Genomic DNA, 16,710 nt, shown 5'->3' with positions numbered 1-16,710 from the left:
GCTTTCGCAGGCTCGTCAAAGATTACGAGCGCTATGCAAGCACCCTGGCAGACCTGCACCTCGTCGCTTTCGTCTGCCTCATGCTCAAAAAGGCCGCTCAACTCGCCACAGGTTCATAACAGCCTCTCGGTTCCCGTCCGCAGCGAGCCGCTCGAATATTCAAGTGTCACGCGCGAAGTCGTCCACTCGTTGATTGCAGCCTTCATCGTGAATCTCAATGGCGTCCACCCCCAGGCCGAACTGTCCTAGTGGATTGAATCCAACGTTTGATGCCCCCGTGCTGCGGCCGCGATGATGGTGTCTGGGTCGGCTTTCCAGCGGAAGGGGGTCGGGTCGAGGTTATGTTCGGCGAGGTAGCGGTTGATGGCTGCCTGTAGATCGACGACGCCGAGGAAAGTGCCACGCCGGAGCCGGCGCTTGGTGAGGGCAGCGAAGAAGCCCTCGACGGCGTTCAGCCAGGACGCACTGGTTGGGGTGAAGTGGAAGGTGACGCGCGGGTGGCGAGCCAGCCAGGCGATGACCTTGGGGTGCTTGTGGGCCGCGTAGTTATCGAGGATCACGTGCATGGCCTTGCTGGCCGGGACGGTTTTCTCGACGGCGTTGAGGAAGCGGATGAACTCCTGATGGCGATGGCGTTGCATGCAACGGCCGACGACCTTGCCATCCAGCACGTCGAGGGCGGCGAACAGGGTCGTCGTGCCGTGGCGCTTGTAGTCGTGCGTCATGGTGCCGACCCGGCCTTTTTTCAGCGGCAGTCCCGGTTGCGTTCGGTCGAGAGCCTGGATCTGGCTTTTCTCGTCGATCGACAGCACGACGGCATGGGCATGACCTGACCGGTATTTTGGACCGAGCCGATTGAGAGGCTACTGCATGGCGGCTGCCAAGGGTAGCCGGAAGGCCAGATCCGGGAAGCTGACAGGCGCGGGCGGCCGGTAGCCCAAGGATGAGTGCGGCCGGACGCGGTTGTATGTGTTCTGCCATAGACCGATCACGATCTGAGCTTCTTTCAGTGAGTAGAAGATCTCTTGGCGCAGGCACTCGTCGCGCAGCTTACCGTTGAAGCTCTCGCAATACCCGTTCTCCCACGGCGAGCCTGGCGCGATGTACTGGATCTGTGGCCCCGTCTTGGCGACCCACTTGCGCAGCGCCTTTGAGATCATCTCCGGGCCATTGTCGCAGCGGATGTGCTCGGGGATGCCGTGCAGGCACATGGCATCGGCCAGCGCCTCGATCACGCGGACGCTGTTGATACGCCGTGCCACCTTCAGCGCCAGGCACGCCCGGCTATGCTCGTCGATCAGCGTCAGGATGCGTAGGCTTCGGCCGTCGTGGGTCTGAGCTTGCACGAAGTCGAAACTCCACACATGGTTGCGGTGGAGCGGTCGTAGCCGCACGCATGAGCCGTCGTTCAGCCATAGGCGGCTGCGCGGTCTCTGTCGGCTAGGGACTTTGAGCCCCTCGCGACGCCAGATGCGCTGAACCCGGTCCTTGCCCACTTGCCAGCCGGCTGCCTGCAGCAGCGCGGTGACGCGGCGGTATCTGTCGCGCCCGTACTCGGACGCCAGGGCGATGATGGCGCGGGTCAGCTCATCCTCGTTGGCCGGCACGGTGGGCACGTAGCGCTGCGTACCCCGATGCTGGCCGACGATCCGGCAGGCGTGACGCTCCGAGAGGCCGTACTTCTCCCGGATGCCGTCGACCGCCTGCCGGCGTCGCTCGGGGGCTACAAGTTTCCCGAGGCGACGTCCGCCAGCGCCTGCTTTTCCAGGGATAGATCGGCTACGAGCCGCCGCAATCGCGCGTTCTCACGCTCAAGATCCTTCATCCGGCGCGCTTGGTCGATCTGCAGGCCGCCGTATTCCTTGCGCCAGCGATAGTAGCTTTGCTCGGAGATCTCGGCCTCCTTGCACGCGAGGGCCAAACTCTTGCCCTGGGCTGTCTGCACCTCAATCTGGCGCAGCTTCAGCACGACCTGCTCCGCACCCGTCTTCTGACCTCGCCGCATGTCCAACTCCTTTGGTCCTGGCTGATCCTCTCAATCAGCCCGGTCCAAAGCCAGCCGGTCAGGTCAGTTGGCCGATCGCCCAAGAACCAACGCAGAGGATAATTTTCTGATCCGCGCAGGGATTAAACGGATGACTCAAGCGTTTATAACGCTTCAAAAAATACAATTGGAAATTTCCATGTCTTATCTTTCGGCGATCTGAGACTAGGCAGCAAATGATTGCCCTAGATACCGAATTCGACTTCAGGGTGTGGCCAGTTAGATACATTATTTTCGGCGATTACAGCCTAGCCTAGCTCATGACCACGCGTGCTCCGGAGACAGCTACGTCATGAAAAAGCTACTGGCCGTGTTGGCCGCATTTACTGCTCTGACTGGTGCTGCCTCGGCCGCGGATCTGCCGCGCCGTGCCGCCCCGCCGCCGATCTTCACCCCGGTGCCGGTGTTCACCTGGACCGGCGCCTACTTCGGTATCAACGCGGGCTACGCTTACACGGAGTCGGACACGATCCGGACCGTGGGCATCGGCACCCTCCAGAACAACGTGAACAACCTGCTCCGCAGCCCAGCCGTTCGCCTCTCGCAGGATGGGTTCTCTGCCGGTGGTCAGGTCGGCTACAACTATCAGTTCACGCCGGGCTCGGGCATCGTCGTCGGCGTTGAGGCCGATGCGCAGTACATGGACTTGCAGCGCACAGGCGTGGAGTCGATTTTCCGCCCGGCCTTCAACCCGAACGTCCTCACCAACACCTATCGCACCGACCTCAGCTTCCTCGGCACCGTCCGCGGTCGCGTCGGCTACGCCTTCGATCGTGTGTTCGTATACGGCACTGGCGGCTTCGCTTACGGCGACGTGACCCAGCGGGTCGGCTTCCAGACCGCCGCACCGCTGACGTACTTCGGCAGCCGCTCGCGGCTCGACACCGGCTACGCTTATGGCGGCGGCATCGAGTACGCGTTGCCCACCGACTCATTCCTGAACTTCTTCCGGTCGAACGCCGTGACGCTCAAGGCCGAATACATCCGCTACGACCTCGGCAGCCACAACCTGCTCGTAGGTTCTGTCGGTGGCCCCGGCGTCGGCTACATCTCCCGGTTCCGGACGGAGGGCGGCATTGCCCGCGCGGGCCTGAACTTCAAGTTCGGCTCGTACTGAGGCGAGGACAGTTCACACCTCGGCGACCTCGCCGAGGTGATTGCAGTAGAATAGCGAGGGACTGGTCCTCCTCATCGCCTTTCGGCTGCGGCAGTTTCGACAATTAAAACTGACCTCCTGATCCCAGTCGATTTAAGTTAGCGGGTAGGTCGATCCACCCTGAGAGCACTTTCTCTTGGGGTGTTTTTTAAGAGCAATACTGAAGTACGTTCGGGGTTGTTGGCTGCCTAGTTAGCTACGATGTCCACCGCCGTAATGATGGGGCTGGTGCCACCGACGCCAGAAAAACGATCAACTGGTCGCCCTGGGCTGATCTGCTGCCCGGTCCAGCCGGGGAGCGCGTTCATGGCTCTGCCCATGAGAACGGCGGGGCTTGAACCCCGCCGCCGATCCGTCAGACCATTCCTGGCGACCGCTCAAGCCGCTCGCCGGTCAGTGGAATTACAAGCCCAAGATCTGGCTGGCCGAGCCTATGAACGTCATCACGAGGCCACAGGCGAACGCCCCTATCATCGCGTAAGAGAAGCCCTTTAGGAACATGGTGGGCAGTCCTTCCGATCGGTGTCAGGGTTAAGTGGCGGGACCGTCGATATCCGTTTGACGAGAGGTCGAAGCCGAACGGTCGCACGCCGGTCGAGCGCAGATGCTGCACCGCAAGCGTTAACTGAGCAGGTGCAGCAATGATCCCTCGCGAAATCGCTGCCAAGCACGCTGAGGTCGTCCGTTGCCCAGGGCACGTAGACCGCGGGATCAGCATCAGTTGGCTAACTATTGACGAGGAAACGAAAGAGGCGCGCCTGTCCGCGGCGGCGCGCCTTGAGTTAGTTCCGGTCTCGGGAAGGAACCTCGGCTGAATATGGCTGTACCTTCAGGCGAGCAAGGCGTGCTCGACGATAAGTTCGAGGTGTGGCCGTGTCATGAGATCGTAATATGGTCTAAAAGCCGCTTCGGGACTTCTAATACAGGCGTGGGTCTACCGCCTTTGAAATGGGGCCTGCGAGCTTGGAAGCACGACGCATGCGAGCCGCGGCCATGGTCGTCGGCGGAAGGAGCAATCATGGCCTCTATCGAGGAACTTGCTGGCACATTGCAGGGGTTGGCCGGACCGGGGATCAAGCGGAAGGAACTCGTCGCCGCGGTCCGCGAGAAGCACCCCAAAGCGAGCAAGAAGGATATCGTCCGGGCCGCCTTCTACGCCCTCACGAGCGCGGTGGACGGTGACGTGAGACGCGCACAGCGGCTGCATGACTTCGCGCTGGGTGAGCGAGCCTCGGAGGAGAGCGAGACCCCGCTTCCGGTCACGCGTCGGAAGAAGGACCGGCGTGGAGATGCCCATCGGAACCTACAGAAGGCTTATTGAACGGGCTGCACTGGCCCATCCTTCTGCCCTCACCGCATACCTCGTCGAAGTCTGAGGGGCGGTTCCTGTGTATCACTGGACGACCTTCTTCTTTCCCAAAGTTTTCCATAACTACCGGAGGTATCTCGTGGCCAAGGATATGAAGAGTAGTTTTACTGGGTCTTTGCGCGACCGCAGGGAGGCAGCGAATGCCGAGACGGACAAAGTGAATGCCAAGATCGATGAGGCGTTCAAGAAATTGGCTAAGAAGATGATCAGTCACGCGGACAAGGCGAAGAACAAGATTGAAGATAATAAGAAGCCCGAGAAACGTGCCAAGCTGATACGACGGTACGAACTGTACGCGAGCGCGGCGGCCCACCTCAAAGAACATCTCACAGATCGTTCTGACGAGTCCGGTGGGGACTGATCGGAACGGTCGGTCATCCTGCATATGTTCGATCAAATCATGCGTATCTCGCCCGGCTTCAACCGCAGGTGACGGGTCATGTCTTTCGACAAGCCACCCACCCGCCTGAGCTTGGCTCGCGGAGCGACCGCACCTGTCACCGCTTCCAGAGCCTCGTCCGCGGTGCTCGCCAGCACCGCGTAGACAGGGGCGGTGCCACGTCGATGTTCGACGGCTATGAGGAAGCAGTGAAGCTTGAGCGGCTTGCTCACCCACACAGGGTAGGGTCCGGCGACCGCATCAACGCCGTCGTCGGACGCGTCCTGTCCATCACCGATCGGGCCAGCGTCCAGCGACATCCTGAGGCGCAGACGCACCGTACCCGCAGCATTGCGGACCGCCGCGACGTAGTCCTGCCGCGGCTCATTCGAGAAGCCTTGTGCGAGCTGCGTCAGGATACGCACCGCCTGAACGCGGGCGGCGTCGAGGTTCGATAACTCGCGACCTTCCCGATCGCGCACCGCCTCCGTGCCATCATGAAGGTCGATGAAGTATCGCGGCATCGGCAGGACCCGGTCGCAGCGGCTCGGCGTCAAAGCACGTAGGCCGTACCGTTAGGGTCGCACCTCTTTCGGGTAGGCGCTGCCCCCGTGACACATCGGAATGAGGACCGACGTGGAGGTGCTCGCAAGAACGATTACGAGGTCCACTGCGGCGGCCGAACGAGCCAGCCGGGGGCAATGTCATGCCATCGTCGTAGGACGGACATAGGAGACGCGCCTCGCCGCTTTACCGGCCCGCCGGAAGCACGATCATGCCCAAGCACTACTGTCTCGACCCGCACGACCCCTATGCCGAGCGAGAGGTCCTGGTCGAGTTCGTGGTGACCGCCCCTGGACTGATCCTGATCGCGGCCATCGACGACTGCGACGAGGATATCCTACCCGACCTGATCGATGCGCAGTGCGACGATCTCCGGCGTGAGATCATCATGGCATGCAACGCCCCGATCGGTGCTTACCTGCTGCTAGGCGCCCCCGTGGCGTGATTTCGATCGGTGAACCCACGCCACCAATTCGATCACGGGCGAGACAGGACGGCCAAGGTCATCCCATCGTCTTGGCACGGGCATAGAGGGCGCGGCTTCAGCCTGTGCAACATGATGGGGACCCGTGGTCGATTGGTCTGACTACCTTGAAGAAGGCCGCCTGGAATTGATCGGTCATAGCCGAATGCGGATGTATATTGCCGTGGGGCTGATCGGCATAGGGATGCTCGGCTTGATCGGCGGGCTGCTCCACGTCCTTCCGGCTTGATGACCAAAGGCTCGTGGCCTCAGCCGCCCTTCGCCTTGAACTTCCAGATCGGTGGCCCCCAGATCTGGCCGGGCTTGTCCCGCCGCGCAGCCGTCCGCTCGAACATGATGCGGTCAGCATCGACGCCCTGAACCCGGTTACCGGCGATCATCAGCGCGCCGCAGTAATCGACCCGGAGCGTGCCGTGCTCGGGATGGACACCGAATAGCTGCGGCGCAGTCCAGCCCAAGCCGTGGGCCTCGGCATCGAGGCGGGTGCAGAAATCGAGTGCCGCCTCCCGCATCGTCGCCCACTGCGTCGGCGTCAGGTGGCGGCACGGTGAGGCGCGCTCGGAGATGTTCTCGATGGCGCTGTGCCACATCGCGACGGGGTTCGGGATCAAGGTGGGGGCGAGACCGGATGACATTTGGCAGAATCACGGCAGGCGTTTCCGCCAGACCATGCGGCCAGAAGCGGGGTTGTGCGGTATGGGGCGACCTTGATCATACGCTCTGAGGGCTTGAGTATCCCGACTAAGTTTGGTTTTGATCCGTTGCACTACCAGTAGTTGCGCCTAAGCCTATGTCCGAAAGCGGACCGAGGGAATGGCATGGCAGACGGTGGCGATGACCAGTGGGGTGAAGAGCCGCGATCGGATCGAGCGCTCGCAGCGGCTGGGGTAGTTGGAACCTGGGAATGGGATCACCGTCGCAAGGTCGCTCGCTACAGCCGTGGCGCAGCCGAACTCCTCGCTGGCGACGCCGAGCTTGCAGGGCGGGATCTCGCGCCCGAAGAGGCTTTAGCAGGGGTCTACGACGACGACGTGGCGTGGCTTCGAAGCCAGATCCATCAAGGCATGAAAGGACCCGGTGTAGCAGTGCGCGAGCACCGTGTTCGCTCTCAGCAACACGGTGTCCGCCGGGTGCTATGTCGCGGGCGGACCTTCTTCGATACCCAGGGCAATGCGACGACCTCCATCGGCATCGTCATCGACATCACCGAGCTTGAGGCGGACGGGCATCGCCGGTTCGGGGCTGGAGACGACGAGGGGTTGCTGCATGCCGCAGCCGACCACGGCGTAGCGGCCTACGAGGCGATCGAGGCGACTGCGCTGCCGAGCCTCCTTCAACCAGCGCGGGCGCTCCTGATGGCGATTGGGCGTGAGATCGCTCAGATGGTGTCGAAAGGCCCCGAGAAGCTCCATTGACCCGAATACCGCAGATCGATGCGCTGACCGCACCGTCTCCGGGGAAGCGCGGTCGTCGGCCCTATCAGGCGGACCCTTTGTAGCCACCGCGTTCGGCTTCCTGTCGCGCTACGCTTAGGACCCGACGACGGCCCTCTCTGTCCTCAATCTCCGACCAGAGTTGCACCAGGGCGAGAAAATCGCTGGCATCGCTGTCGGACGGCTCGTCCAGGAATTCCTCTACCGGCACATCAAGTGCGCGAGCAAGCCGGTTTAACGTAGCGGCGTGGGCGTCAAGCGTGTCCATGACCCTGGCAACGCATGAGAAGAGCCACTGATCACACGGTGTATTCAAAATACTGTGATGGACACGGCTGAGCCGTCCGGCTCGGCCCCGTCGCCCGATCTGATCACGGGCTGACGGGGGAGGTCGTCTATCTCACCTGCGTCCCCATAGGTTGCCAGGATCTGGTTAGCGCACCGTAATCGGTGATGGCTTGGTGCTGTGTCGGAACAGGCCGCGCAGCGCATGGAACGGCAGCAGCACCAGCTTGGCCACGCCGTGAGCGGCCATGACGACGACAACGGCTAATAGGGCCAATAGGGTGTTCAGCACGCGGCGTACTCCGGGCGGCGTGATACTCGGCGGACCGCCCTCCGCCATTGCCTTCAGGAGGCGCGCCGATCGCGGCGGGACTGTGATGAAGCTAAGCTGCCGTCATTAATCCACATCGTCGGCTCGCCCATCCCGGCGAGCGCCACGGGCTACGACGACGAGCGCGTCATCGGCCAAGGGCCGCTGAAGATCCTTCGCCTCCGGCCAGGGCGCTGACAGCCACGTCTCCCACTCCTCCGGCTTCGTGAGGATCACCGGCATCGCCTTCGGGTGCACGGCGCCTACCTCCGCGTTCGGCTCGGTGGTCAAGAACGCATACAGGTCGTCGGTGGTCTCGCCGTCCTTGACCTTCCGCACGCTCTGCCAACCCTCGACCAGGATGCCCGCGAAGCAGGTGAGGGGCCGATCTTCGGTCAACGCGAACCACACGGGCGGGTGCGAACCGTCCGCGGCTTTCTCGTTCTCGCTGAAACTCGTGATCGGCACGAGGCAGCGATGCGCGGGTGAGAGCCAGCGGCGCCAGTGCGGCGAACCGGTGTTCCGCACGTTGGTGACGCCGGGATCGACCTTCTTGCCCTTCAGGGCGAAAGCTGGGGACGGCATGCCCCAACGCATCATCGACAGGGCACGGGCACCGTCGCGCATGCGGATCACGGGTGCCGAGGTGTTCGGGAAGATGCCGGGCAGCGGCGGTAGGTTGCCGGTGTCGTCGCGCTCAATGCCGAACGCCCTGCCGATCTCGGACTGCGGGCGGGTCAGGCTGTAGAGGTTGCACATGCAGCATGCTCGCCGACCGTCGTGAAGGCTCAGGTCCGCAACGTGCGTTCAAGGCCGAGGGTTAGGTGGCGTACACTCGGTTAAGGTTGCCTTCACCCTGCTCAAGGAGCCTTGAAACACACGACGGACCGCGGGCGTATCCTGCCCATGATCAACCTGCGCGTCGCATCGACAGAGCCGGTGTCTCAGAGTGAGGACACCCTCGCTCACATATCCCACGATAAATTCTTAGCGGCCTGGGAAGCTATGGTGGGAGAACCACCTGCAATGATGCTCGAAAGCCGCTCGGCGATGATCCGTGTCTTGTTGGAGAGCGCCCCGATCGCAGCGGAAGGAGGTGCCGGTAGACCCGCAGAGTGAAGCGTGAGCGGCATTTTTCGCACCGATCTGCGCATTGCCTTGAGGAACAATGCTCGACGGAAGATATGCCGAAGCGATTGAGGTCTCGATCGTTCGTCTCTCAAATTATATTGCAAAATGCATCCTACAGTAGAGGGTCAGCGTCGCCTTGACGCAGTTTTGATTTCTTAATCAGTCCCGAATTTAATAGTCATACCCAACATCAGCAGAGCGACATTTTCCAGGCGCAATCATGAAAGAAAATACAAAATTCGATTACCATAGCGATATTATCGGCTTAACCGCGGACATCGTCGCTGCGTACATCTCGAACAATTCAGTGCCGGTCGCTGGGCTTCCGGGGCTCATTCACAGCGTGCAACGCACAGTTTCAAAGCTAACTTCAGGTGGTGTTCCCGAGACCGTCGTCATTGATGCCGAGGTGCAAAGGCCGAGCCCCGCTCAGATCCGCAAGTCGGTTCAGCAGGACGGGATCATGAGCTTCATCGACAGCAAGACCTACAAGACGCTGAAGCGCCATCTCACCGCCAACGGGTTCAGCCCGCAGAGCTACCGAGAGCGCTACGGCCTGCCTGCTGATTACCCAATGGTCGCCCCGAATTACGCCGAGCAGCGCTCTGCCCTCGCCAAGTCGTTCGGGCTCGGCCAGCCCGGTGTCATGGCCGGGCGTGGTCGGAAGGCTCGCAAGACATCCTGATCCGAAGGGTTCGGTCCCGCAGCCCGATCTGCTCTTGGGCTGACAGGCAGGCGTCTTTAAGGAGCCGTCGAAGCCGGAACGAGCAAGGCCCGCCCAGGGGGACCGGGCGGGCCTAGAGCGACTGCACCGGCTAGGCCGCACCGTGACCGACCGTGTAACGGTCCCGGCGCTGCTCTTTCGACGCTCAGCCCGCGGGCCGGTCGCTGCGGTTATCCTGCGCCCGCATGGTTAACGATCTATCACCGAGACCCGCTCTGTTCGCAGATGCTGCTGACATGCGGCTGACGGATGCCAACGTTCTCGGTCGGTGCCCCGCTGTGTTCGTAGCCCGTTCCAACCGGGGCCGCATCAACCGACTTTCGGCTTGAACTCCCAGATCGGCGGCCCCCAGATCTGGCCGGGCTTGTCCCGCCGCGTAGCCGTCTGCTCGAACATGATGCGGTCGGCCTCGACGCCCTGAACCCGGTTACCGGGATCGGCCTCGCTCCCGAAGTGCGGGAGCGGATCTTCGATGAATTTTCGCAACTCGATCCTGGTCGGGATGGCATCGGTTTGGGGCTGTCGATCATCAGACGCACGGCAGCGGTGCTGGGACATCCGATACACGTGCAAGCCGAACCGGGCCGCGGCTCGCGGTTTACGGTCGAGTTGCCGCGGGTCCGTGCCAGCTTGCCGTGAGATTTCGTCCACGATGTTGTGGGCGGCGCCATGGGATTATTGCCAGCGGGCCTACTCGGCCAACTTAACGAAGTTCACTGAGGCTCCCGACACCGCCGAACCCTTTCGTGCGGATGCGGTCAACCTTACGCGGTAGTTCGTAGCGCCCGTGCTATCGCACGTCGGTCTCGACCAGTGCCTGGACGGCTGTGATGAAGCGTCGTGCAGCTTCGTGATCAATCTCCCGAAGATACGCCCGCACTACCCTCAGGACTTGCTCTTCCCGCTGATGCCGGAGAGACTCCGGCATGTCGGCGTTAGAGCCAAAGAACGCCGCCACCGGGACCCCGAGCGCATCGCTGATCCGGGCGAGCATGCCTCGAACCTCACGCTCGTCGTCGCGGTCCTCGAAAGTGTCGGGCATGGCACCTCGCTCGGCGTCTCGCCTCACGGATGCGGCGACGGTTTCTGATGGATGGTCCGGATAACACACCATATGGGCGCCGGGTTGCAGGCCAGCGCATGATGCAACCTAAGAGGGCGCCAACGATTGGTTGTGCTGTTTCGCTCGTACCGAAGTGGCCACAGCCAGAGACCGAGTTTCGCGAGGCGCCATGCGCATCAACGCTATCGACGGCTTCGACGAGGATATGGAGCGCCTAAGGGGTGCGCTGGAAGCCTCTTGTGTGGTCGGGACCTGGGATTGGGATCACACCCGTGGGGTCGTCAGCTACGATGTCGGTGCGGCTCGCCTTCTGACCGGGGATCCGGATCTGGCCGAGCGCGAGATCACCGGGGTGTTCGCCGTTGCGGCCGTCCATCCCGATGACCGCGAGTGGCTGGCCGAACATATGCGGAAGGCGGCATGTGCTGGCGGCCTCGTGTTGTCCGAATACCGGGTCATCGCCCCTGACGGATCGGTATGCTGGCTGCTCAGTCGTGGTCGGACCTATCAGGATCACTTCGGCCGACCGCTGCGGTCCCGCGGCATCCTGATCGACATCACCGAGATGCGTAATGGCGGGGAGCGGTATGTTATGGGCAGCGCGCAGCAGGCTGAGACATCGCTCGACCGGGCGGCCGATCTGGCGATCACGTTGAAGCAGACGCTGGGCTCCGACGCCCCCGTCGAGGTGCAGGCCGCAGCGGATGCACTGCTGTTCAGCCTCGGTCGAGCTATCGCTCGGGCAGAGAGCCGCTGAACGTTCAGACCGACACCATGATCGATCGGTTCGAACGTGTAAGCGTGTTGGGGGCAAACTACCGAGGTACTCAGTTCGCACTGGGCAGTTTCAAGGCGAAGCGCTCAAGCTATGTTGATAGCGCAAGCTTGGGTTGTGTGATTGCGTGAAACTCAATCGTGCGTCATGTGGTTTGGGGGATCCTTGATGCTCCGGCCCGGTTTAGGCCGCGCTATTTGAAAGCTCTCGACATGACCGCCCTGAACAAGCCGAAGCTCGCCACTGACGCCGACCGCACGATCGGCAGCCGCATCGCGGCGCTCCGTGCCGCGCAGGGCTTGAGCCAGACGGTGCTGGGACAGGCGATCGGCGTTAGCTTCCAGCAGGTGCAGAAATACGAGAAGGGCTTCAATCGCATCGGCGCCGGACGGCTTCAGGCTATCGCCGACCTTCTGCAAGTTCCAGTCGCGACCTTCTTCGCCACGCAGTCGGGCTTCGACGAGGGCAGTGCGGCAACCTCGACCTTCTTTGACGACCCGAAGGTAATGGAACTCGTCATGGCATTCACGAGCATCTCCGACGAGACGACGCGGAACAACGTCCTGTCGATCGTCAAGACAGCGGCCAGCCTCCAGCGGCCCTGATCTATCATACCCCGGCGAGCCGCTTCCGACCGACCTGATGCCGGGTAATCCTCCGACAACCGAACCATCGACTGACCCAGTCCCCGGCGATCCTGCCAGACCCGATGTCATGCCCGGTGATCCTGCTGGGGCGGGCATGATCATTTGAGCTTTGGGTTGAGCGATTGAGGACTGAGACGCCGTGGAGGCGATACCTGCTAACATCTGGCCGGGCTACGACAGGCCATACGGCCAGAAGCGGAGTTGCCTGATCCAGGTTGAAATCGGCTCGGTCCCGCTGCCCGATCTGTTCACGGATCAACGGGGGAGGTCGTCTATCTAACCGGCGATCGGGCCGTTGCGCTACGTGGCCATGAGCATGGTGCCGTGCTCGAATTAGCCGAGCCTCAAGGTTCAGGCCGCCGAGACTTTCCGCAGCGGGACGGCCGATTTCGTGCCTTGTGGTTTTGTAACGGCGCGGTCGGCGCCGGGTTCGGGCGCCGAGTCCACAGCGCGGTTGACCATCGCGAAGAGGTCAGCCTCGGCCAAGGGCTGTCCGTCCGGCCCGGTGATGATGATATTGGCATGACCAGCGGCTTGGAACTCGCTCAGTTTCCTGAGCGCCCATTCTGCCGTGGGGCAGTTGTAGGTGACCGTCACACGGGGCTTGTCCACCCGTACGACGAAAGGCTGGGCGGTCGTCATCTGATTACGATACCCGCAGCGCCCAGGATCACGCACCGTTCCAGACTGCCGATGCGACTGCGTCGGCGAGGCCGCACCCTATTATCCAGGAGGGTGGCGCTGCTCTTCCGACGCTCGGCTTGCGGCCGATCGCTGAGAGAAACTTGGGCTGATATGGTTAACGAGTTCCTACTGGGTGAGGGTTCGCTATCGTACACTCCGTTAAGGTCGCCTTCACCCTGCTCAGGGAGCCTTGAAACGTACCTCGGACCGGGGGCGTATCCCGCTCATGACCAACCTGCGCGTCGCATCGACAGAGCCGGAGTCTCAGAGCGAGGATACGCTCGCTCGCATGTCGCAGCTTGAGTTCATCGCGGCTTGGAAGGCTATGGTCGGCGAACCGCCTGCCATGATGCTCTCAAGCCGTTCGGAGATGATCTGGCTCCTCGTGGACAGCACATCGATCGAGCCGCCAGCAGGGTCGCCCACATGTCCGATCGGCGCCCGTCGATCACCCCAAGAGGTTCTGAATTAGCTCCAGATGCATGCGGCTGAGCACGACGGTCCGCTCGATCTCACTCAGAACGTGCTCGGCGTAGATCCGCGCGGGCGAGCCTTGAGCAAGGCCGGACAGGACGCGCATTTGCTGTTCGCGACGTTCCTCAGCCTCGGCTACCTGCTGCCCCGCCTGTAAGAGCGGATCATGCAGAAGTGCGTCCGAGTGGGAGAGCATAGCAGTCACGAGGGCATCCATAGCGCTGCCCCGCCGCCCGATCCGATCACGGGCTGGCGGGGCTCGATGCCGTTCCTCACGGCGATGGGGCCAAGTACGCGACGCGGCCTCAAAAGGAACGTTGGTCGAAGAAGGTTAGCTGAGCCTCAACGATGGCTTCCGCGCAGATCCCTCACCGGGAATACCAAGCGGCCGCTTACCGGCGATATCGGTCTATCCGATCCCCGGCGCGCGCCGGGCCTTAAACACAACCGACCGAGTTGCGGTTCAGCTTGCGATGGCTCGCCTCGACGGTTCCCCATCGTGGCGTTGGCTTAAACAGGTGCGACCTAACTGGAAGGCAACTTAATCAGAATTTTATACCTGAGGTTGCACATAAAAAATTAGATCCAGTATATATCGGTAACTATACTACGTTATACAACCTTGGATACGCATTCCGTTCGATGCTCGCTCTGAGCTTGCTGCTGACTGTGGCTGCGGAAGCAGTCGTCGCGTTTTCAGGGGGTGATCACATAATTTCGCAGAAGGGCAGGCAATTCCAACCTGGGGCGGTCAGCCTGCATCCCGGTGAGCGCATGACGGTGGTCAATGACGATGCCAATCTCGTCCACCACGCCTACATCGAAGCTCCAGATCTCACCTTCGACTCTGGCGATCAGGCACCCGCCGACAGGACAGTCATCACCTTCCCACAGGAGGGCGACTTCATGGTTCTCTGTGGCATCCACCCAAAGATGAAACTCGCCGTGCACGTGCGTTGAAGCAGACCGATCACACAGCGGCTCGCCAGATACGTCAGATCACTGGAAGGGCGCTCGCACCGAACAGGGAGGCGTGGCCGACGTAGTACATGGCCAGGAAGGCAGCGAGCGCTGCGCCGTACCACGCCGGGGCTAGAGCCACCTCCCGGACCCGTACCACCCGCCGCACGTCGTCGGCGGCGATGCCGAGCAGCACGACGATGATCCCGGAGTGCCCGATCGCATCGACCTTGCCGAACTCGAACACCGCCGAGACGAAGATCGCCGCCAGGATGATAGCCGCGGCTCGCCGGACCAGCGGAGTCCAGATCAACGCGAAGGCCAGAGTGAATTCGATGACGCCCGCAGCCGTCATGAACAGTTCGGGCGTCGCCCCCATGGTCATCTGCGGCTTGGCGGCGAGCAGCGGGTCGGTCCACTGCGGGTAGGCCCACTTCTCGACCGAGGCCCACATCAGCGTGATCGCGGCGGCCCAGCGCACGATGTCAAGCGGGCGGATATCGAACGGCCGCACGTCGAAGCCCTGGCAGATGAGGTAGACGGCCACGCCGAGGAACACCGGGTAGTCGGCCAGATGGAAGACGCCGTACTGCTGAACGGCCAGCGCGAACAGGACGACGATCCCGGCACCTGTGATCGGCATGGTCCGGCGCCAGATCAGGCAGGCGGCCAGGGCGAGTTGGAGCCACGGCACCCAGGCGAGATCGGTCTTGAGTTCCGGGGTGAGGATCGTCCCGCCCATTCCCCAGAGTGAGACGAAGAAGAAGCCGAGGGTCGCTCGGACCAGGAGTTCGGTATCGGTGCGGATCCGCATGGTGATGCGGTCGAGCGCGTTGAGCAGCGCGCCGCCCAGCGGCGTGCCCTCGGCGAGACATCCGAACATCAGGCAACCGATCGCGAGCGCCACGAGCCATTCGAAGTCTTGGCAGAGCACCTGCTCCAGACCACGAGGCTGACCGGCGACATCGAAGGCGCAGAACCATTTTACATGTGCCGCGGCGGGGCTGGTCCCGACGACGAAGGCGAATGGCGCCAGGATCGCCCCTGCGAGCCCACCCTGCCGTGACGAGAGCCCGAACGACGCGACCCGAACCATGATCGAACTCACTACGCAGCGGCCGTTGAACCCACCTGCGTATTTCCTTCGATTTGACGTTGTCAGTCAACGAACAATTAATGAAGTTTACCGGATGGTTAATACGGTTGAACAACGGGTATTAGCCTATCCAGGGTGCATGTGCTGCGAGGAAGCGGCTATCTAAGGACCGCATAGGCAGGAGAATGATCCGTTAGATCAACGAGGATCCAGGTCTCTCGATGACACGTGCGCGTCTCCGTGAGACAAGGGCAAACGCCAGACAGCCAAGCTACCCGCCCTGCACCCCCCGATCCCGCATGCCGATCCGGCGCGAGCACCGCTACTTCTACCCGATCGATTGGCCGCAGCTTTCGCGGGTGATCCGGTTCGGGCGTGCCAAGGGGGCTTGCAAGGGCTGCGGTCGCCCGCACGGGCAGACCGTGTTCCACCTCGGTGACGGCCGCTGGTGGGACGCTGATGCCGGTCAGTGGCGCGATGGACGTGGGCGGCGCATCCGCGTGAAGATCGATGCGGGGGTACTCGGCGTGATCCGGCGGACGCGGGTGGTATTGGCCGCAGCGCACCGCAACCACGACACGTCCGACAACGCTGCCAGCAATCTCGCCGTCTTCTGTCAGCGGTGCCACATGCTTCATGACCGACCGGAACACCGAAGGCGACGGTGGACTGATCGGCCCCCTTGGGAGTGGTCCGCCCTGAAGTATGGCTTTTGAGCCGATGGAGTTGACCCCGTTTGTGGTCCACGGCCTATGCAAGTTTTCGGGCTGTGACAGCTTGGTTGGCGAAGGCTCGGGGCGTCAAGCCGCCCAAGGCCGTATGGGGGCGATCTTCGTTGTAGTGGCACCTCCAGTCCTCGATGCGCTCGCGGGCATCGGCCAGCGACAGGAACCACGAGGCGTTCAGACATTCCGCCCGTAGGCGGCCGTTGAACGACTCGATGTAGGCGTTGTCTGTCGGTTTGCCCGGTCGTGAGAAGTCGATCTCGACCCCGTTCAGGTACGCCCACTGGTCGAGCATGCGCCCGGCGAACTCCGGTCCATTGTCCACCCGTAGGCTCTTTGGACGACCGCGGAGCTTCACCAGTGCGTCCAGGGCCTCGGTCACCTGGAAGGCGCGGAAGTTGGCTCTC

General features: G+C 62.3%; 21 protein-coding genes and 2 pseudogenes. 11 read left to right on the top strand and 12 right to left on the bottom strand.

Going from position 1 to position 16,710, the window contains the following annotated elements; genetic code table 11:
* Positions 1-119, top strand: a pseudogene (locus AO398_RS28595) (IS5/IS1182 family transposase); the annotation flags it as partial.
* A gap of 126 nt (positions 120-245) precedes the next feature.
* Here AO398_RS28595 and AO398_RS25005 read toward each other — a convergent pair.
* Together AO398_RS25005 and AO398_RS25000 are read right to left on the bottom strand one after the other, a co-directional pair.
* A pseudogene (locus AO398_RS25005) lies at positions 246-830 on the bottom strand (IS630 family transposase); the annotation flags it as partial.
* 33 nt (positions 831-863) lie between these two features.
* A protein-coding gene (locus AO398_RS25000) for an IS3 family transposase (RefSeq protein ID WP_152997646.1) occupies positions 864-2,005 on the bottom strand; the annotation gives its coding sequence in 2 pieces (ribosomal slippage) (positions 864-1,738 and positions 1,738-2,005; 1,143 coding nt in all).
* 331 nt (positions 2,006-2,336) lie between these two features.
* On the opposite strand from AO398_RS25000, the gene AO398_RS24990 reads away from it, so the two are divergent.
* The 3 genes from AO398_RS24990 to AO398_RS24980 all read left to right on the top strand — a co-directional run bounded on the left by AO398_RS24990 (position 2,337) and on the right by AO398_RS24980 (position 4,930).
* Positions 2,337-3,161 carry a porin family protein gene (locus AO398_RS24990; RefSeq protein ID WP_058194872.1) on the top strand — a complete coding sequence of 275 codons (825 nt, stop codon included), beginning with the start codon at positions 2,337-2,339 and terminating at the stop codon, positions 3,159-3,161.
* Positions 3,162-4,218: 1,057 nt separating this feature from the next.
* The gene (locus tag AO398_RS24985; RefSeq protein ID WP_058194871.1) at positions 4,219-4,521 is read left to right on the top strand and encodes a hypothetical protein; all 303 of its coding nucleotides are present in this window, start codon (positions 4,219-4,221) and stop codon (positions 4,519-4,521) included.
* Between the two features lie 127 nt (positions 4,522-4,648).
* Complete coding sequence (locus AO398_RS24980; RefSeq protein ID WP_082643443.1) at positions 4,649-4,930, top strand: hypothetical protein; 282 nt, start codon at positions 4,649-4,651, stop codon at positions 4,928-4,930.
* A 32-nt stretch (positions 4,931-4,962) separates the two neighbouring features.
* Here AO398_RS24980 and AO398_RS29845 read toward each other — a convergent pair whose 3' ends face one another.
* Complete coding sequence (locus tag AO398_RS29845; RefSeq protein ID WP_348272375.1) at positions 4,963-5,472, bottom strand: hypothetical protein; 510 nt, start codon at positions 5,470-5,472, stop codon at positions 4,963-4,965.
* Between the two features lie 251 nt (positions 5,473-5,723).
* Between AO398_RS29845 and AO398_RS24965 the strand changes: the two genes are divergently transcribed.
* Positions 5,724-5,957 (top strand): hypothetical protein, encoded by a 234-nt coding sequence (locus AO398_RS24965; RefSeq protein WP_058194870.1) that lies wholly within the window; start codon positions 5,724-5,726, stop codon positions 5,955-5,957.
* Between the two features lie 287 nt (positions 5,958-6,244).
* Here the strand turns inward: AO398_RS24965 and AO398_RS24960 are convergent, their stop codons facing one another.
* Positions 6,245-6,631 (bottom strand): hypothetical protein, encoded by a 387-nt coding sequence (locus tag AO398_RS24960; RefSeq protein WP_058194869.1) that lies wholly within the window; start codon positions 6,629-6,631, stop codon positions 6,245-6,247.
* Between the two features lie 183 nt (positions 6,632-6,814).
* Here AO398_RS24960 and AO398_RS28590 point away from each other — a divergent pair, with 183 nt between their 5' ends.
* Positions 6,815-7,411, top strand: coding sequence for a hypothetical protein (locus AO398_RS28590; protein WP_152997645.1), 597 nt, complete (start codon positions 6,815-6,817; stop codon positions 7,409-7,411).
* Between the two features lie 451 nt (positions 7,412-7,862).
* Here AO398_RS28590 and AO398_RS29185 read toward each other — a convergent pair whose 3' ends face one another.
* Together AO398_RS29185 and AO398_RS24945 are read right to left on the bottom strand one after the other, a co-directional pair.
* Positions 7,863-8,006, bottom strand: a complete 144-nt coding sequence (locus AO398_RS29185) for a hypothetical protein (protein ID WP_201025833.1) — start codon at positions 8,004-8,006, stop codon at positions 7,863-7,865.
* Positions 8,007-8,111: 105 nt separating this feature from the next.
* The gene (locus AO398_RS24945; protein ID WP_058194866.1) at positions 8,112-8,783 is read right to left on the bottom strand and encodes an SOS response-associated peptidase; all 672 of its coding nucleotides are present in this window, start codon (positions 8,781-8,783) and stop codon (positions 8,112-8,114) included.
* Between the two features lie 592 nt (positions 8,784-9,375).
* On the opposite strand from AO398_RS24945, the gene AO398_RS24940 reads away from it, so the two are divergent.
* Complete coding sequence (locus tag AO398_RS24940; RefSeq protein ID WP_058194865.1) at positions 9,376-9,840, top strand: MucR family transcriptional regulator; 465 nt, start codon at positions 9,376-9,378, stop codon at positions 9,838-9,840.
* A 348-nt stretch (positions 9,841-10,188) separates the two neighbouring features.
* Here the strand turns inward: AO398_RS24940 and AO398_RS29180 are convergent, their stop codons facing one another.
* Together AO398_RS29180 and AO398_RS24935 are read right to left on the bottom strand one after the other, a co-directional pair.
* Positions 10,189-10,365 (bottom strand): hypothetical protein, encoded by a 177-nt coding sequence (locus tag AO398_RS29180; RefSeq protein ID WP_201025834.1) that lies wholly within the window; start codon positions 10,363-10,365, stop codon positions 10,189-10,191.
* A 304-nt stretch (positions 10,366-10,669) separates the two neighbouring features.
* The gene (locus AO398_RS24935; RefSeq protein ID WP_058194864.1) at positions 10,670-10,921 is read right to left on the bottom strand and encodes a hypothetical protein; all 252 of its coding nucleotides are present in this window, start codon (positions 10,919-10,921) and stop codon (positions 10,670-10,672) included.
* A gap of 190 nt (positions 10,922-11,111) precedes the next feature.
* On the opposite strand from AO398_RS24935, the gene AO398_RS24930 reads away from it, so the two are divergent.
* Both AO398_RS24930 and AO398_RS24925 read left to right on the top strand, forming a co-directional pair.
* Positions 11,112-11,699 carry a PAS domain-containing protein gene (locus tag AO398_RS24930; RefSeq protein ID WP_058194863.1) on the top strand — a complete coding sequence of 196 codons (588 nt, stop codon included), beginning with the start codon at positions 11,112-11,114 and terminating at the stop codon, positions 11,697-11,699.
* Between the two features lie 230 nt (positions 11,700-11,929).
* Positions 11,930-12,322, top strand: a complete 393-nt coding sequence (locus AO398_RS24925; protein ID WP_058194862.1) for a helix-turn-helix transcriptional regulator — start codon at positions 11,930-11,932, stop codon at positions 12,320-12,322.
* 393 nt (positions 12,323-12,715) lie between these two features.
* Here the strand turns inward: AO398_RS24925 and AO398_RS24920 are convergent, their stop codons facing one another.
* Together AO398_RS24920 and AO398_RS24915 are read right to left on the bottom strand one after the other, a co-directional pair.
* Entirely contained in the window at positions 12,716-13,006 is a 291-nt protein-coding gene (locus AO398_RS24920) for a hypothetical protein (protein ID WP_058194861.1), read from the bottom strand.
* A 490-nt stretch (positions 13,007-13,496) separates the two neighbouring features.
* On the bottom strand, positions 13,497-13,739 hold the full coding sequence (locus tag AO398_RS24915; protein WP_058194860.1) for a hypothetical protein: 243 nt from the start codon (positions 13,737-13,739) through the stop codon (positions 13,497-13,499).
* Positions 13,740-14,164: 425 nt separating this feature from the next.
* Here AO398_RS24915 and AO398_RS24910 point away from each other — a divergent pair, with 425 nt between their 5' ends.
* Positions 14,165-14,482, top strand: a complete 318-nt coding sequence (locus AO398_RS24910; RefSeq protein WP_058194859.1) for a hypothetical protein — start codon at positions 14,165-14,167, stop codon at positions 14,480-14,482.
* A 34-nt stretch (positions 14,483-14,516) separates the two neighbouring features.
* On the opposite strand, the gene AO398_RS24905 is transcribed toward AO398_RS24910, so the two are convergent.
* Positions 14,517-15,578, bottom strand: a complete 1,062-nt coding sequence (locus tag AO398_RS24905) for a hypothetical protein (protein ID WP_058194875.1) — start codon at positions 15,576-15,578, stop codon at positions 14,517-14,519.
* Between the two features lie 299 nt (positions 15,579-15,877).
* Between AO398_RS24905 and AO398_RS24900 the strand changes: the two genes are divergently transcribed.
* Positions 15,878-16,294, top strand: a complete 417-nt coding sequence (locus AO398_RS24900; RefSeq protein ID WP_058194858.1) for a hypothetical protein — start codon at positions 15,878-15,880, stop codon at positions 16,292-16,294.
* A 34-nt stretch (positions 16,295-16,328) separates the two neighbouring features.
* Here the strand turns inward: AO398_RS24900 and AO398_RS24895 are convergent.
* On the bottom strand, positions 16,329-16,710 hold a 382-nt coding region (locus tag AO398_RS24895; protein WP_058191967.1), incomplete at its 5' end, for an IS3 family transposase.

Origin of the sequence: Methylobacterium sp. GXS13, from assembly GCF_001455965.1 — a bacterium.
Taxonomy (GTDB): Bacteria; Pseudomonadota; Alphaproteobacteria; order Rhizobiales; family Beijerinckiaceae; genus Methylobacterium.
This window is presented reverse-complemented; position numbering and strand designations above follow the sequence as displayed.

What these genes read in the sequence shown, in the direction of transcription:
- AO398_RS24990 (WP_058194872.1), top strand. Translation starts at nt 2,337, where the DNA reads ATGAAAAAGCTACTGGCCGTGTTGGCCGCATTTACTGCTCTGACTGGT.
- AO398_RS24985 (WP_058194871.1), top strand. Translation starts at nt 4,219, where the DNA reads ATGGCCTCTATCGAGGAACTTGCTGGCACATTGCAGGGGTTGGCCGGA.
- AO398_RS29845 (WP_348272375.1), bottom strand. Translation starts at nt 5,472, where the DNA reads ATGCCGCGATACTTCATCGACCTTCATGATGGCACGGAGGCGGTGCGC.
- AO398_RS24965 (WP_058194870.1), top strand. Translation starts at nt 5,724, where the DNA reads ATGCCCAAGCACTACTGTCTCGACCCGCACGACCCCTATGCCGAGCGA.
- AO398_RS24960 (WP_058194869.1), bottom strand. Translation starts at nt 6,631, where the DNA reads ATGTCATCCGGTCTCGCCCCCACCTTGATCCCGAACCCCGTCGCGATG.
- AO398_RS28590 (WP_152997645.1), top strand. Translation starts at nt 6,815, where the DNA reads ATGGCAGACGGTGGCGATGACCAGTGGGGTGAAGAGCCGCGATCGGAT.
- AO398_RS24945 (WP_058194866.1), bottom strand. Translation starts at nt 8,783, where the DNA reads ATGTGCAACCTCTACAGCCTGACCCGCCCGCAGTCCGAGATCGGCAGG.
- AO398_RS24940 (WP_058194865.1), top strand. Translation starts at nt 9,376, where the DNA reads ATGAAAGAAAATACAAAATTCGATTACCATAGCGATATTATCGGCTTA.
- AO398_RS24935 (WP_058194864.1), bottom strand. Translation starts at nt 10,921, where the DNA reads ATGCCCGACACTTTCGAGGACCGCGACGACGAGCGTGAGGTTCGAGGC.
- AO398_RS24930 (WP_058194863.1), top strand. Translation starts at nt 11,112, where the DNA reads ATGCGCATCAACGCTATCGACGGCTTCGACGAGGATATGGAGCGCCTA.
- AO398_RS24925 (WP_058194862.1), top strand. Translation starts at nt 11,930, where the DNA reads ATGACCGCCCTGAACAAGCCGAAGCTCGCCACTGACGCCGACCGCACG.
- AO398_RS24920 (WP_058194861.1), bottom strand. Translation starts at nt 13,006, where the DNA reads ATGACGACCGCCCAGCCTTTCGTCGTACGGGTGGACAAGCCCCGTGTG.
- AO398_RS24915 (WP_058194860.1), bottom strand. Translation starts at nt 13,739, where the DNA reads ATGGATGCCCTCGTGACTGCTATGCTCTCCCACTCGGACGCACTTCTG.
- AO398_RS24910 (WP_058194859.1), top strand. Translation starts at nt 14,165, where the DNA reads ATGCTCGCTCTGAGCTTGCTGCTGACTGTGGCTGCGGAAGCAGTCGTC.
- AO398_RS24905 (WP_058194875.1), bottom strand. Translation starts at nt 15,578, where the DNA reads ATGGTTCGGGTCGCGTCGTTCGGGCTCTCGTCACGGCAGGGTGGGCTC.
- AO398_RS24900 (WP_058194858.1), top strand. Translation starts at nt 15,878, where the DNA reads ATGCCGATCCGGCGCGAGCACCGCTACTTCTACCCGATCGATTGGCCG.